This window comes from Streptomyces sp. NRRL F-6676 (assembly GCF_000725625.1).
GTDB lineage: Bacteria > Actinomycetota > Actinomycetes > Streptomycetales > Streptomycetaceae > Streptomyces.
The window spans coordinates 238071-252728 of sequence record NZ_JOHS01000010.1 but is presented as its reverse complement, the minus strand read 5'-3'; the positions used below and the strand labels follow the sequence as shown (position 1 = coordinate 252728).

At 75.0% G+C, this 14658-nt stretch carries 11 protein-coding genes; 10 read left to right on the top strand and 1 reads right to left on the bottom strand.

The annotated features are described in order from the left end of the window. The first annotated feature begins 109 nt into the window (after positions 1-109). From IO29_RS09990 to IO29_RS38845, 3 genes are read left to right on the top strand one after another with little or no spacing between them, the layout of a single operon-like run. Positions 110-643: a PadR family transcriptional regulator gene (locus tag IO29_RS09990; protein ID WP_030379948.1), complete on the top strand. Its 534-nt coding sequence runs from the start codon at positions 110-112 to the stop codon at positions 641-643. Further along, positions 640-1395 carry an ABC transporter ATP-binding protein gene (locus IO29_RS09985; protein WP_051707470.1) on the top strand — a complete coding sequence of 252 codons (756 nt, stop codon included), beginning with the start codon at positions 640-642 and terminating at the stop codon, positions 1393-1395. Before IO29_RS09990 ends, IO29_RS09985 begins: the two co-directional genes overlap by 4 nt. Further along, complete coding sequence (locus tag IO29_RS38845) at positions 1392-2759, top strand: hypothetical protein (protein WP_030379946.1); 1368 nt, start codon at positions 1392-1394, stop codon at positions 2757-2759. Before IO29_RS09985 ends, IO29_RS38845 begins: the two co-directional genes overlap by 4 nt. A gap of 144 nt (positions 2760-2903) precedes the next feature. Here IO29_RS38845 and IO29_RS09975 read toward each other — a convergent pair whose 3' ends face one another. Next, a complete protein-coding gene (locus IO29_RS09975; RefSeq protein ID WP_006137298.1) occupies positions 2904-3440 on the bottom strand; it encodes an HNH endonuclease in 537 nt (178 codons plus the stop codon). 336 nt (positions 3441-3776) lie between these two features. Between IO29_RS09975 and IO29_RS09970 the strand changes: the two genes are divergently transcribed. The 7 genes from IO29_RS09970 (at position 3777) to IO29_RS09940 (ending at position 14656) form a co-directional block, all read left to right on the top strand. Beyond that, positions 3777-4910 carry a mechanosensitive ion channel family protein gene (locus IO29_RS09970; RefSeq protein ID WP_030379945.1) on the top strand — a complete coding sequence of 378 codons (1134 nt, stop codon included), beginning with the start codon at positions 3777-3779 and terminating at the stop codon, positions 4908-4910. Between the two features lie 109 nt (positions 4911-5019). After that, positions 5020-6285 (top strand): 6-phospho-beta-glucosidase, encoded by a 1266-nt coding sequence (locus tag IO29_RS09965; protein ID WP_030379944.1) that lies wholly within the window; start codon positions 5020-5022, stop codon positions 6283-6285. Further along, a complete protein-coding gene (locus IO29_RS09960; RefSeq protein ID WP_030379943.1) occupies positions 6276-7277 on the top strand; it encodes an N-acetylglucosamine kinase in 1002 nt (333 codons plus the stop codon). Before IO29_RS09965 ends, IO29_RS09960 begins: the two co-directional genes overlap by 10 nt. Positions 7278-7458: 181 nt before the next feature. Next, complete coding sequence (locus IO29_RS09955) at positions 7459-8802, top strand: hypothetical protein (RefSeq protein ID WP_234307520.1); 1344 nt, start codon at positions 7459-7461, stop codon at positions 8800-8802. A 113-nt stretch (positions 8803-8915) separates the two neighbouring features. Beyond that, positions 8916-9929, top strand: a complete 1014-nt coding sequence (locus IO29_RS09950) for a glutamate ABC transporter substrate-binding protein (protein WP_030379941.1) — start codon at positions 8916-8918, stop codon at positions 9927-9929. A 264-nt stretch (positions 9930-10193) separates the two neighbouring features. Continuing rightward, on the top strand, positions 10194-11507 hold the full coding sequence (locus tag IO29_RS09945; RefSeq protein ID WP_030379940.1) for a hypothetical protein: 1314 nt from the start codon (positions 10194-10196) through the stop codon (positions 11505-11507). Then, positions 11504-14656, top strand: coding sequence for a serine/threonine-protein kinase (locus IO29_RS09940; protein ID WP_030379939.1), 3153 nt, complete (start codon positions 11504-11506; stop codon positions 14654-14656). The genes IO29_RS09945 and IO29_RS09940 overlap by 4 nt, the downstream gene beginning before the upstream one ends. Positions 14657-14658: the final 2 nt, after the last annotated feature.

Below are 14658 nucleotides of genomic sequence, written 5' to 3'. Positions count from 1 at the left end.
CAGACGTAACTCACCCCGCAACGTGCTCCGCGTCACACGTCCGGGTGTGCGGCACTTTTCGCGCGGAGACTATTCACTCAGTACATGTTGTGAGTGCATACTGATCTCCATGAGCACCCGCCACATCCTGCTCGGGCTGCTCGCCGCGGGGCCGAGCCATGGCTACGACCTCAAGCGGCGGCACGACGAGCGCTTCCCCCAGGCGCGCCCCCTGGCGTACGGGCAGGTCTACACGACGTTGCAACGGCTGGTCCGGGACGGCCTCGCCGAGGTCGAGGGCACCGACTCCGACGGCGGCCCCGAGCGCACCCTGTACCGCGCCACCGAGGACGGGGCCCGGGAGCTGGCCCAGTGGGCGGGGGAGGTCACTCCCCCGGCGCCGTTCGTGACGAACGAGATCTTCGCCAAGGTCGTCGTCGCGATCCTGGCCCCGGGCGATCCGGCCGGCTATCTGCGGGCCCAGCGGGCCGCGCACATGGCCCGGATGCGGGAGCTCACCGCGGTGAAGACGGCACCCGGCGCCGCCCTGGCGACCGTGCTCTCGGCCGACTACGCCCTCCACCACCTCGACGCCGACCTCCGCTGGATGACGACCACGGCGGCCCGGCTCACCACTTTGACCGCGGAGGTCAACTCAGCATGAGCAGTCCAGTCAACGTGCGCGGTCCGGCCGACGCGAGCGGTCCGCTCCTGGCGGGCCGGGACCTGGTGAAGGCGCACGGCGCGACCCCGGCCCTGCGCGGCGCCTCGGTCGAGGTGCACGCCGGCGAGATCCTCGCCGTCACGGGCCCCAGCGGCAGCGGCAAGTCCACGCTGCTGCACTGTCTGGCGGGCATCACGCGCCCCGACTCGGGCGCGGTCCACTACGGCGCCGAGCGCGTCGACCGGCTCCCGGAGGACCGGCTGAGCGAGTTGCGGCGCACGGAGTTCGGGGTGGTGTTCCAGTTCGGCCAGCTGATCCCCGAGCTGACGGCGGCGGACAACGTGGCCCTGCCCCTGCTGCTCGCGGGCGCCTCCCGCGCGGCGGCGCGGGAGCGGGCGAGCGAGTGGCTGGAGCGGTTCGGCGTACGCGGGCAGGGGGCACTGCGGCCGGGCGAGCTGAGCGGCGGCCAGGCACAGCGGGTGGCGCTGGCGCGGGCGCTGGTCACCGGGGCGCGGGTGGTGTGCGCGGACGAGCCGACGGGCGCGCTGGACTCGCTCGCCACCGAGCAGGTGATGACGGCCCTGGTGCACACGGCCCGCGAGTCGGGCGCGGCGGTGCTGCTGGTCACGCACGACGCGCAGGTCGCGGCGTACGCGGACCGGGAGGTGGTGCTGCGGGACGGGGTCGTGACGGGCGAACCCGCGTGGGCGTCCGTCGGTGGAGTCGACGGCACGGCGGAGGCGGGCCGATGAGCGCTTCGGGAGCGGCGCCGCGGGCGGATCTGCGGCTGGCGTGGGCGCTGGTGCGCGGGTCGGACCGGCGGGAGTGGTGGCGGCTGCTGCTGACCGGGGCGGGCGCGGCCCTGGTCGCCGGGTGCGCACTGGCCGCGGTCGCCGTCGCGGCGCTGCGCGGGCAGGTGAGCGTGTCGTTCGGGCACGGGCTGCTGGACCGGCCCGGGGAGCGTCGCGGGGTGATCGCCGCACTGCTGCTCCTGCTGGTCCCGGTGCTCGGGTTCCTCGGGCAGTGCGCCCGGGTCGGCGCGGTCCACCGGGACCGCCGGCTGGCCGCGTTGCAGCTGTCGGGCGCCTCGCCCGCGCAGGTGCGGCGGATCGCGGGGCTGGAGACGGGGCTCGCGTGCGCGGCGGGCTCGACGGTCACCGCCGTGTTCTCCGTACTGCTCCTGCTGCGCGTAGGGGAGCACACGCCTGCCCTGGTGTGGGCGGGGGCCGCGCTGGTCGTGGCGGTCGTGCCGGTGCTGGGCGCGCTGGTGGCCGTGGTGGCGCTGCGGCGCGTGATCGCCTCGCCGCTGGGCGTCGTACGGCGGTCCCGGCCGCGGACCGGACGGGGGCCCGCCCTGGTCTGCGCGGGGGCGGCGGTGGTGCTGCTGGCCGCCGGGTTCGCCCTGGGGACGGCGGGGGCGCGGGGCGGTGCGGTGTGGGGCGTGCTGCTGATGTTCGGGGTGGTGGTGCTCGCCGGGGCGGGTGCGGTGGTCCTGTCCGGGGTCGCGGCCCGGCTGGTGGGCCGGTGGGCGGCGGGGCGTACCGGCAGCCCGGCGGTGCTGATCGCGGCGGAGCGGCTGCGGGACGATCCCTGGGCCGCCGCCCGTACGCACGGGGCGGTGCTGCTGGTGACGGTGGTGGGGGCCGGGTTCGTCGGGGTGCGACGGGTACTGCTGGACCGGCTGGGCGGTGGGGAGACCGCCGGCTCGCCGGCCGGGGATCCGTCGTTCTACCGGGCGGGGCTGAACCTGACGGCGATCGCGCTGCTGATCGCCCTCTGCATCGCGCTGGCCGCGCTCGTGGTGGGCACCGCCGAGTCGCTTGCCGTGCGGCGGCGGGCGCTGGCGGCGCAGGTGGCGATGGGGGTGCCACGGGGGGTGCTGGTGCGGGCGTTGCTGCTGGAGACGGCGTTGCCGTTGGGGCCGGGGGTTGTTGTCGCCGGGGGCGGGGGCGTGGTGGTGGGTGCGTGGTACGCACGGTTGGCGGGGGGTGGTGGGGTGCCGTGGGGGGCGGTGCTGGTGCCGGTGGCCGTGTGGGCGCTGTGTGTGCTGGCCGCGGCGGCGACTGCTCCGGCGTTGAGGCGAGCGGGGCGGGTCGGGGAGCTGCGGTACGGGTGACGGGGGGATTCTCCTCGCCCCCGCCGCCCCTTCCCGTCCCGACTCCCGGGGCAAGCCCCCGGGACCGGCCCCGAAGGATTCGTAGTTCCCCGCGCCCTCGAAGGGGCGCGGGGAACTGCGCGATCAGCCGCGCTACTGGGCGCTCTACGCCGAGATGCCGTCGATCCGGGCCAGCGCGTCGTCGGCGCCGTACGGTTGCAGGTACGGCAGCCAGCGCGGGTCGCGGTGGCCGGTGCCGATGATGCGCCAGGCCAGGCCCGTCGGCGGGGCGGGCTTGTGGCGGAGGCGCCAGCCGAGTTCGACGAGGTGGCGGTCGGCCTTGACGTGGTTGCAGCGGCGGCACGATGCGACCACGTTGTCCCACGCGTGCTGCCCCCCGCGGCTGCGCGGAACGACGTGGTCGACGCTGGTGGCGACGCCCCCGCAGTACATGCACCGCCCGCCGTCGCGGGCGAACAGCGCCCGCCGGGTCAGCGGCACGGGCCCCCGGTAGGGAACCCGGACGAACCTCTTCAGCCGGACCACGCTGGGTGCGGGGACTGTGACGGTCGCACTGTGCAGGAAGGCGCCGGATTCCTCCAGGCTGACGGCCTTGTTCTCCAGGACGAGGACGAGCGCGCGGCGGAGCGGTACGACGCCGAGGGGCTCGTACGACGCGTTGAGGACCAGGACATGCGGCACGGATGGCCTCCTTGGTACGCCGGCGGCGCGTGGCTCGCGCCGGGACGGACAGATAGTCAGTCTCTCCTCATGCCTGGTGGAAGCGCCACCATGTCCCGGTAACGGGCTGGGAGTGTTTTCGACCACACCGGAAGCGCGCCCCACGCCGCGCTCCCCGCATACGCAGGTGAGCGCCGTCTCTCCTCCCTACATCACAGGGAATCCCCACAACATGCCCCGTTAGTGTGGTCTTCCCTGCCCGTCCGGTGACCTTCCCGTGATCCGATCGACACCGGCCGGCCGACAACCCCGCGGCCGTCCGGCGCCGGCGGCAGGCCGTACCAGGAGGTTTCCGCCGTGTCCCCGTCCGTCCTCTGGGCGTCCGTCCCCCGGGCGTCCGCCCCCCGCGCGTCCGCCGCCGCGCCGTCGCCGTCCCCCTCCCCGTCCCGTACGGGGAACGCGGCCACGGCAACTCTCCAGGACGCCCAGGAGCACGCGAACAACGCGGCGGGCTGGGTCGAGGAGAACTGGTCCACGTGGCTCGCGATCGGGCTGCGGGTGCTGCTGATCCTGGTGATAGCGGTCGTGCTGCGGGCGATGGTGCGGCGGGCCGTCACCCGGCTGATCGAGCGGATGAACCGCACGGGCCAGGCCGTGGAGGGCAACGGGTTCGGCGGTCTGCTGGTCAACGCCGAGCGCCGCCGGCAGCGCTCGGCGGCCATCGCCTCGGTGCTGCGCTCGGTGGCGTCCTTCCTGATCCTCGGCACGGCCGCCCTGATGGTGCTCGGCGCCTTCCAGATCAACCTCGCCCCGCTGCTCGCCTCGGCCGGTGTGGCCGGTGTCGCGATCGGTTTCGGCGCGCGCAACCTGGTCACCGACTTCCTCTCCGGCGTCTTCATGATCATTGAGGACCAGTACGGCGTCGGCGACACCATCGACGCGGGCGTCGCCTCCGGCGAGGTCATCGAGGTCGGGCTGCGGGTGACCAAGCTGCGCGGTGACAACGGCGAGATCTGGTACGTCCGCAACGGCGAGATCAAGCGCATCGGCAACCTCTCCCAGGGCTGGGCCACCGCCGGCGTCGACGTCACCGTCAGGGCGGACGAGGACCTGGACCACCTCAAGGCCACGCTCGACGCGGTCGCCGAGAAGATGAGCAAGGAGGAGCCCTGGAACGAGCTCCTGTGGGGGCCGATCGAGGTGCTCGGCCTGGACAGCGTCCTGATCGACTCCATGGTGGTGCGCGTCACGGCGAAGACGATGCCGGGCAAGTCGACGGCGGTCGAGCGCGAGCTGCGCTGGCGGATCAAGCGGGCGTTCGACGCGGCGGACATCCGCATCGTCGGCGGCGCGACCGCCACGCCGGAGGAGGAGCCCGCCGACCCCTCGGCGTCGGTCGCCGCGCCCTCCACGTTCGCCGACGCGACCTCGCCCCAGGCCCGCGCCACGGAGCCGATACCGCAGGCGCGCACGGCCCCGCCGTCGAAGTAGCGGGGCGTACGAGGGGCCGCACTGTGGTCCGGACCACGCCCCTCATGGCACCGTGGCCCCCGTCACCGGAGTGATCCGGAGTGCACCGGAGCGAAGGGCTGCGCACTGCATGAAACTCACCGTGGTCGGCGGCGGATCGACCTACACCCCGGAACTGATCGACGGGTTCGCCCGGCTGCGGGACACGCTGCCCGTGGAGGAGCTGTTCCTCGTCGATCCGGCCGCCGACCGGCTGGAGCTGGTCGGCGGGCTGGCCCGCCGGATCTTCGCCAAACAGGGGCACGGCGGCCGGATCGTCACCACCTGCGACCTGGACGCGGCCGTCGACGGCGCCGACGCGGTCCTGCTCCAGCTGCGCGTCGGCGGGCAGGCGGCCCGGCAGCAGGACGAGACCTGGCCGCTGGAGTGCGGCTGCGTCGGCCAGGAGACCACCGGCGCGGGCGGCCTGGCCAAGGCCCTGCGCACGGTCCCGGTGGTCCTGGACATCGCCGACCGGGTCCGCCGCCGCAACCCGCGGGCCTGGATCATCGACTTCACCAACCCCGTGGGCATCGTCACCCGCGCCCTGCTCAAGGAGGGCCACCGCGCGGTCGGCCTGTGCAACGTGGCGATCGGACTCCAGCGCAAGTTCGCCGCGCTGCTCGGCGTCGAGCCGGCCGGCGTCCACCTGGACCACGTCGGCCTCAACCACCTCACCTGGGAGACGGGCGTCCGCCTGGGCGGCCCCGACGGCGAGGACGTCCTCGCCAAGCTGCTCACCGAGCACGGCGACACCGTCGCCGCCGACCTGCGGCTGCCCCGCCCCCTCCTGGACCGCCTCGGCACGGTCCCGTCGTACTACCTGCGCTACTACTACGCGCACGACGAGGTCGTACAGGAGCTCGGCACCAAGCCCTCCCGGGCCGCCGAGGTCGCCGGGATGGAGCGCGAGCTGCTGCGCATGTACGGCGACCCGGCGCTGGACGAGAAGCCGGAGCTGCTCGCCCGGCGCGGCGGCGCCTACTACTCGGAGGCGGCCGTCGACCTCGCGGCCGCGCTGCTGGCCGGCGCGGGGACGCCGTACCAGGTGGTGAACACGTTCAACCGGGGCACGCTGCCCTTCCTCCCCGACGACGCGGTGATCGAGACGCAGGCCGCGGTCGGCGCGCAGGGCGCGCGTCCGCTCCCGGTCGCGCCCGTCGACCCGCTGTACGCGGGGCTGATGGCGAACGTGACCGCGTACGAGGACCTGGCGCTGGAGGCCGCGCTGCACGGCGGCCGGAACCGGGTCTTCCGCGCGCTGCTCGCCCACCCCCTGATCGGCCAGTACGCCCAGGCCGACGCCCTCACCGACCGCCTGCTCGCGCACAACCGGGAGCATCTGCCGTGGGCGTGACGACACCTCCCGCGGACTCCGCCGCCGTGCTCGCCGTCGACGCCGGGAACAGCAAGACGGACGTGGCCGTGGTGACCGCCGGCGGACAGGTACTCGGCACGGCCCGGGGCGAGGGGTTCCGGCCGCCCGCCGTGGGCGTGGAACCGGCGATGGACGCCCTCGCCACGCCCGTGAAGGAGGCGCTGTCCGCCGCCGGGCTCCCGGCCGTCACGCATGTCTCGGCGTGCCTGGCCAACGCGGACTTCCCCGTGGAGGAGGAGCGGCTGGGCGCCGCCCTGCACGCGCGCGGCTGGGGCGCCGGCACGGAGGTCCGCAACGACACGTTCGCGATCCTGCGGGCGGGGGTCACCGAGCCGTACGGGGTCGCCGTCGTCTGCGGCGCCGGCATCAACTGCGTCGGCATGCGGCCGGACGGACGGACCGCCCGGTTCCCGGCGCTCGGCCGGCTCTCGGGCGACTGGGGCGGCGGCTGGGGGCTCGCGGAGGAGGCGCTCTGGTACGCCTCGCGCGCCGAGGACGGGCGCGGGGAGGACACGGCGCTGGCCCGCGCGCTCCCCGCGCACTTCGGGCTGGCCACGATGTACGACCTCCTCCAGGCCCTGCACCTCGGGGAGATCCCCGGCCGCCGCCGCCACGAACTGTCCCCGGTCCTGTTCGCCACCGCCGAGTCGGGCGACCGGGTCGCCCGGGCACTGGTGGACCGGCTGGCCGAGGAGGTCGTGACGATGGCCACGGTGGCCCTGGCCCGCCTCGACCTGCTGGAGGCGGAGGTTCCGGTCCTCCTCGGCGGCAGCGTCCTGGCCGCACGCCACCGCCGGCTCGACGACACGATCCGCACCTCGCTCGCCACGCGCGCCCCCCGGGCCCACGCGGAGGTGGTCACCGCCCCACCGGTCCTGGGCGCGGCCTTGCTGGGCCTGGACCGCCTGGGGGCGACGCGGGAGGCGAAGGAGAGGGTGCGGGCGTACTTCGGGGGCGGGGGCGGGGGCTGAGCGGTCCACGGGGGAACGGGGGCTGAGCAGTCGGTCGGGCGGAGCCCCCAAGGGAACCGCACCGGCTCCCCACGCGTATCTCTCACCGAGGGGCAGTGGGCCCGAGCCGACCCCTGTCCCGCGGCAGCGCCCGACCGCGATACTTGCGCCCGGGAAACCGTACGGCCATGGGGGAGGTCGCGTGACGACGAGTGTGGAGCAGCGCCGCACCGCCTTCGCCGAGGGCTTCGACGACCTGCGGCGCGCCGTCCGCACCGAACCCGGCCGGCTGCGCCTCATCGGCGCCCTCCTCGCCCTGCTGGTCGTCGCGTTCGGCGCCGTCACCGCCTGGCAGATGACGGACCGCGCGGCCGCCGCCGACGACGTCCTCCACCGCAGCCAGCCGCTGAGCGCGGGCGCCGCCGAGGTCTACCGCTCGCTCGCGGACGCCAACACGGCCGCCGCGGGCGGCTTCCTGGCGGGCGGTCAGGAACCGGCCGACGTCCGCGCGCGGTACGAGAAGGACCTGGAGACCGCCGCCACCAAACTGGTCACCGCCGCGGCCGCCGCCGACCCCGGCTCACCCGCCGCCGAGACGATCGCCAAGCTCAACCGGCTGCTGCCGCGATACGAGGGTCTGATCGAGCGGGCCCGTGCCAACAACCGGCTCGGCTACCCGGTGGGCGGCGCCTATCTGCGCACGGCCGACGCGATGATGCAGGACCGCATGCTCCCGGCCGCGCAGGACCTGTACACCAAGGAGAACCAGCGGCTGCGCGAGGACTACGGCGACGCCACCCCGTACCCGTGGCTCGCGCTGGCCCTCGGCGTCGTCGCGCTGGCCGCGCTGGCGTGGGCGCAGCGGCGCCACTACCGGCGTACCAACCGCGTCCTCAACCGGGGCCTGGTCGCGGCGACGGCGGCCTCGGCGGCGGTACTGCTGTGGCTGGCCGTGGGCCACGGTCTGGCCCGCGCGGGCCTGGACTCGTCCTACGAGCACGGCATCCGCTCGCTGAACGTGCTGCACGACGCGCGGATCGCCTCGCTGAACGCGCGCGGCAACGAGAACCTGACGCTGGTCAGCCGGGGCGCGGAGACCAGGACGCTGGCCGACGGCGACGTCGTCGACCTGTACGACTACGACTTCGGCCAGGAGATGAAGACGCTCGCGGCGGGCCTCGCGCACGCCGGGACGCTGGCCGACGACAGCGCGGGCCGGGGACCGGTCGAGGCGGCCACCGGGAACATGAAGGTGTGGCGGCAGCGGCACGCGGTGGCCCGCGAGGCGGACGACGGCGGGGACTACCGGGGCGCGCTGGACAAGGTGATCGGCGGCAAGGGGGAGGAGTCGACGGGCGAGTGCTTCGACAGCGTCGACAAGAACCTGGGCCGGGCCGTCGACCACGAGGAGAGCGAGTTCCACCGGGCGGCCTCCGACGGGCGCGCGGCGCTGGCCGGTCTGCCCGCGGGTGCGGCGGTGCTCGCGGTGCTGGGCGCGGCGGGCGCGGTACTGGGCATAGGCCGACGGCTGTCGGAGTACCGGTGAGGGACATCCGGGCGGGAGACATCCGGGCGAGGGAGACCCGGGCGGGCGAACATCCGGGCGGGAGACATCCCGGCGAGGGAGGAGCGGGTGCGGTGGTGAGGGGAGGAACGGGAATGCGGGTACGACGTCTGCGGGCGGGTCTGAAGGGCTGGGGCGGTGTCGGGGCGATGGCTGTCGTGCTCCTGCTGACCGCCGTCTTCGTGCTGCTGCCGCTCGCCCGCGCGGGCGGGACCGGCGAGGCCGCCGGGGCGCCCGGCGGCCTCGCCGAGGGCACCCGGGCGAGCGCGCGGTCGTGCGAGGACCCGGAGAAGCGGAGCCTCGCGCCGTCGGGCGCCGACGGGCGCACCATCGACGCCATCAAGAAGCGCGCCAACCCCAAGCTGGTCGTCGGCGTCGACCAGAACAGCTACCACTGGGGCTACCGCGACCCCAACAGCGGCGGCGGCAGTGAGCTGGAGGGCTTCGACATCGACCTGGCCCGGCGCATCGCCCGGGAGATCCTCGGCGACCCGGACGCCGTGGTGTTCCGCGCGATCCCCACCAACGAGCGGATCGACGCGATCCGTTCGGGCCGCGTCGACATGGTGGTGCGCACGATGACGATCACCTGCGACCGGCTGAAGCAGGTCGCGTTCTCCGCGCCCTACTTCCGGACCGGGCAGCAGGTGCTGGCCCCGAGGACGTCGGGGATCACGGGGTACGACGGCACGCTCGCCGGCAAGAGGGTGTGCTCGGCGACCGGTTCGACCGCGCTGGCGCAGCTGACCGCGGACCGGCGCAGCGGGCGGATACCGGCCTCCGCCGACATCTCCGTCACCGTGCCCAACCAGCTGGACTGCCTGGTGCGGCTCCAGTTGGGGCAGGTGGACGCCGTCGTCACCGACGGCGCGCTCGCGGCGAGCCAGGCCGCGCAGGACCCGACGGTGGAGCTCAAGGGCGCGCCGTTCACGACCGAGTACTACGGGGTGGCGATGAAGAAGGGTGCCGACGACCTGGTCCGCCGGGTCAACCGGGTCCTGGAGGACTACCGGGACGACGGCTGGCAGGGCTCGTACGACACATGGCTCTCCGGCACGCTGGGCAAGGACTCGGCCTCGTCCAGGCCGCCGTCACCGGCGTACCGCTGAGGCGGGCGGCCCCGGGAGGGCCGGCGGCCCCGGCATGCGGCGACCGGAATCCCATTGATCACGATTACCGGCACGGGATACGAATACCGCCACCGGATACGGACCACAGATACAGACAGCGGACACGGACAGCGGACACGGACGACGGACACGGACGACGGAAGCGGACGGAGTCAGCGGCGCAACCGACCTGATAGGACTGGACAGTTGCCCGGGCGCACCCGATACGCGCGCAGGGCACGACGTGAGAGCGAGAGGTGATCGATGGGCGTCGCTGGACCCGCCGGGCCGGTGATGGACCGGGACGAGGTGGACCGTGCGCTGGCGCGACTCGGCGCCGAGCACGAGGCCATCGAGACCTCGTTGCTGGCCCTCCAGGACCACGCGGGCCGCAGACTCCTCGAGGGCGCCGAACTCACCGGCCTCACCGCGGAGCGCTGGACGGCCACCGAGGCGTCGATCACGCTGCTGTGGGCGTACTTCGACGCGTACACCGACGCCCTGCACAGCGCCCGCCGGGTGCGCTCCCGCCGGCGCTGGTCCAGCCGGGAGGACCTGGTGGAGCTGACCGAACTGCTGCGCGGTGCGGGGGTCACGGTCGCGGGCAGTGCGACGGCCACCGCCAACGCGCCCACGCTGATGGCCGGTCCGGGCAAGCTGAGCGAACGGTTCACGCTGGCCGACCTCGTGGACCGGATGAACGAGCTGTACGCGTCCTCCCTGGACATGGTGGTCGCCGCCGACGCGGTGTGGTCGGCGCTGCCCGCCCGGATCGATCTACTCGCCGCCGAGTTGCAGCGCACCCGGCGTCTGGCGCACTCGGTGGGGGTACGGCCGGGCGAGCACCCGGCCGGGGACGACCTGGAGCGGATCACGCGCTCCCTGACCGCGCTGCGCGCCGAGGTGATCTCCGACCCGCTGGCCCACTGGGTGCCGACGCCGGGCAGTTCGGCACCGGGCGGCGGGCGTCCGGACACGACGACGTACGACCGTCAGGCACGGGCGCTGGAGGACGTGCGCCGCGAGATCGACGCGGTGCTGACGGTACGGCAGGACGCGGAACAGCGGCTGGTGCGGCTCCGGGACCTGCTCTCCCGCGCGGACCGCACGCTGGCGGAGGCGCGCAGTGCGCGCGGGGAGGTGCTGGCGAAGATCGCGGCGTCGGAGGTGCCGGCGGTGAGCGGTCCGCCGACGGCGTTGCAGGAGCAGCTGGCGACGGCGGCGGAGTACCGGCGGCACGCGCAGTGGCACCGGCTGTCGCCGCTGCTGGAGTCGCTCGAGCAGAAGGCGGAGGAGGAACTGCTGCGGGCACGTGAGTCGTTGACGGCGGTCACCGCGCCGCTCGCGGTCCGCGCGGAGCTGCGCGGCCGGCTGGACGCGTACCGGGCGAAGGTCTCCCGGCACGGCCTCGCGGAGGACCCGCTGCTGGTGGAGCGGTACGACGCGGCCCGCCGCATGCTGTGGAGCGCCCCCTGCGACCTCCGCGTCGCCGAACAGGCGGTCCTGCGCTACCAGCACACGGCGGCGGACCTGCTGAACCCCCGCGTTCCCGACGAGGACCGAGGGGGAACACCATGACGGCACCGCCGGCCCCGTGCCGGCGCCCCGGCTGCGACGGCACGTACGAGGACATGGGCGGGGCCCAGGTGTACTGCGACACGTGCGGCCTGGCCCCGGAGCCCCCGCCGGAGCCCGAGACGGCCACGCACGTGGCCGCACGACCGAGGACGGCCGGGGCAGCGGCCGACCCGGAGGGTGCCACGGGGCCGGCGGGGCCGGAGAACCCGCCGGAACCGGACTCCGCGGGCACGCCGGGCCCGGCCGGCACGACAGCCGGTGCGACGGGCACGGCTGGCACGACAGCCGGCGCGACGGGCACGGCCGGCACGACAGCCGGCGCGACGGGCACGAGCGGCACGGCAACCGGTGCGACGGGCACGAGCGGCACGACAGCCGGTGCGACGGGCACGAGCGGCACGGCAGCCGGTGCGGCCTGTCGGCGGGACGGGTGCGGCGGGGTCTACGAGGACGTGGGCGGCGGCGAACTGTACTGCGACACCTGCGGCCTGGCACCCGCCGCGCCGGCGTCCCGCGGCGGGCGGGGAACCGCGGACGGCACCGGGCCAACAGCCCAGGGCGCATCCGGCGGCGCGCCGGGAGCCCCGTACCGCGCCGGGGCGGCGGGCCCGACCGCGCCCGGCGCCGCACGGGGAACCGCGACCGGCGAAAGCGCCCCGGGCCAGGGCGCACCCGGCGGTGAACCGGGGACCCCGCGTGGCGCCGGGTCCACCGGCCCGGGCGCACCCGACGCCGGCCCGGGCGCACCCGACGTCGGCCGGGGCGCCGGGCGCGGCGGGTCCGTGCCCAGTGCGCGCACCTCCGCGCGCACCTCCGCCCGGACGTCGGCGCGGTCCGCGTCCTCGCGGCGGTCCGTGTCCGGGCGGTTGTCGCGCGCGGCCTCGGGGTCGGGGGGCCGCGGCTCCGTCTCCGTGCGCAGCGCCGGCTCGACGTCCGGCTCCTCCGGCCGCAGCCGGCTCGGCATGGGCCTGGTGGAGGTGCCCGGCGTCCCGCGCCCCGACCCGCGCGCGATGGTCCTCGACAACCCCGAGGTGCCCGAGCGGAAGCGGTTCTGCTCGCGCTCGGACTGCGGCGCCCCCGTCGGCCGGGCGCGCGGTGAGCGCCCGGGCCGTACCGAGGGGTTCTGTACCAAGTGCGGCCACCCCTACTCGTTCGTGCCCAAGCTGCGCGGGGGCGACGTCGTGCACGGCCAGTACGAGGTCGTCGGCTGCCTCGCGCACGGCGGCCTCGGCTGGATCTACCTCGCCGTCGACCGCGCCGTCTCCGACCGCTGGGTCGTCCTCAAGGGCCTGCTGGACACCGGCGACCAGGACGCGATGGCCGCCGCGATCTCCGAGCGGCGCTTCCTCGCCGAGATCGAGCACGCCAACATCGTCCGGATCTACAACTTCGTCGAGCACCTCGATCCGCGCTCCGGTTCGCTCGACGGCTACATCGTCATGGAGTACGTCGGCGGCCGGTCCCTCAAGGAGATCGCCAACGGCCGCCGCACGGCGGAGGGCAGGCGGGACCCGCTCCCCGTCGAACAGGCCTGCGCGTACGGCGTCGAGGCGCTGGAGGCGCTCGGCCATCTGCACAGCCGCAACCTGCTGTACTGCGACTTCAAGGTCGACAACGCGATACAGACCGAGGACCAGCTCAAGCTGATCGACATGGGCGCGGTCCGCCGCATGGACGACGACGAGTCGGCCATCTACGGCACCGTCGGCTACCAGGCCCCGGAGGTCGCCGAGGCGGGCCCGTCCGTCGCCTCGGACCTGTACACGGTGGCCCGCACCCTCGCCGTCCTCACGTTCGACTTCCAGGGCTACACCACCGTCTACGCGGACTGTCTGCCGGACCCGGACACCGTCGGCGTCTTCCGGGAGTACGAGTCGTTCTACCGGCTGCTGGTGCGGGCCACCGACCCGGACCCGGCCCGGCGGTTCGCCTCCGCGCAGGAGATGGCCGAGCAGCTGACGGGCGTGCTGCGGGAGGTGGTGGCCCTGCGGACGGGCCGGCCGCACCCGGCGCTGTCGACGCTGTTCGGCCCCGAGCTCAAGGTCACGGACACGGAGCTGTTCGCCGGGCCGACGGAGGAGGTGTCGCGGCTGGGGTCCAGGGCGGTGCCGGCGAACGGTGCGGCGGGAAGGCGCCGGTTCGCGCGTCGCACGCCCCCGCGGGCCGCCCTGCCGGCCCCCGTTCCGGACCCCGTCGCCCCGGGGTCGGTCACGAAGCCGCTCGACGCCCGGGCCGCCGCCCTCGCGCTGCCCGTGCCGAGGGTGGACCCCGGCGACCCCAACGCCGGGTTCCTGGCGGGGCTGCTGACCTCCGGCCCGCTGGAGCTGCTCGCCGCGCTCGGCAACGCCCCCGCCCCCTCCCTGGAGACCCGGCTGCGCCAGATCCGCGCCTGGCTGGAGAACGGGGACTCGGACACCGCCCTGGATGCCCTGCTGCGGCTCGCGGACGAACAGCCGGACGACTGGCGCGTCGTCTGGTACCGCGGCCTGGCCGCGCTCGTCACCGGCGACCACGAGGGCGCCGCCCTGGCCTTCGACGCGGTCTACGACGCCTTCCCGGGCGAGCCCGCGCCCAAGCTGGCCCTCGGCCTGTGCGCGGAGCTCCTCGGGCAGCTCGACAACGCCGCCGAGTACTACCGCATCGTCTGGACGACCGACCCGAGCCACGTCGGCTCCGCCTTCGGCCTGGCCCGCGTCCAGCTGGCCACCGGCGACGGGGGCGGAGCGGTCCGTACCCTGGAGTCCGTGCCGGAGTCGTCGATCCACTACACCGCGGCCCGGGTGGCCGCCGTACGGGCACGGCTGCGGCACCGTACGAACGAATCGCCGGACACCCCGTTCCTGGACGAACTCACCGCCGCCGCACGGCAGGTGGAGGCCCTGGACGGATACGGTCTGGACGCCGTCCGGCGCGAGCGGCTGGCCACGGAGGTCCTCGGGTCCGCCCTGGACTGGGTACTCTCCGGTAGCCGGACCTCCGCTCCGCCGCCGGCCGGACCCGCGCTGCTCGGCAGCCAACTGGACGAGCGGGGCCTCCGGTTCGGCCTGGAACGCTCGTACCGCACGCTGGCCCGGCTGGCGCGGGGCGGCGAGGAGAGGATCGACCTGGTGGAACGTGCCAACCGTTACCGCCCCCGGACTTGGGTGTGAAG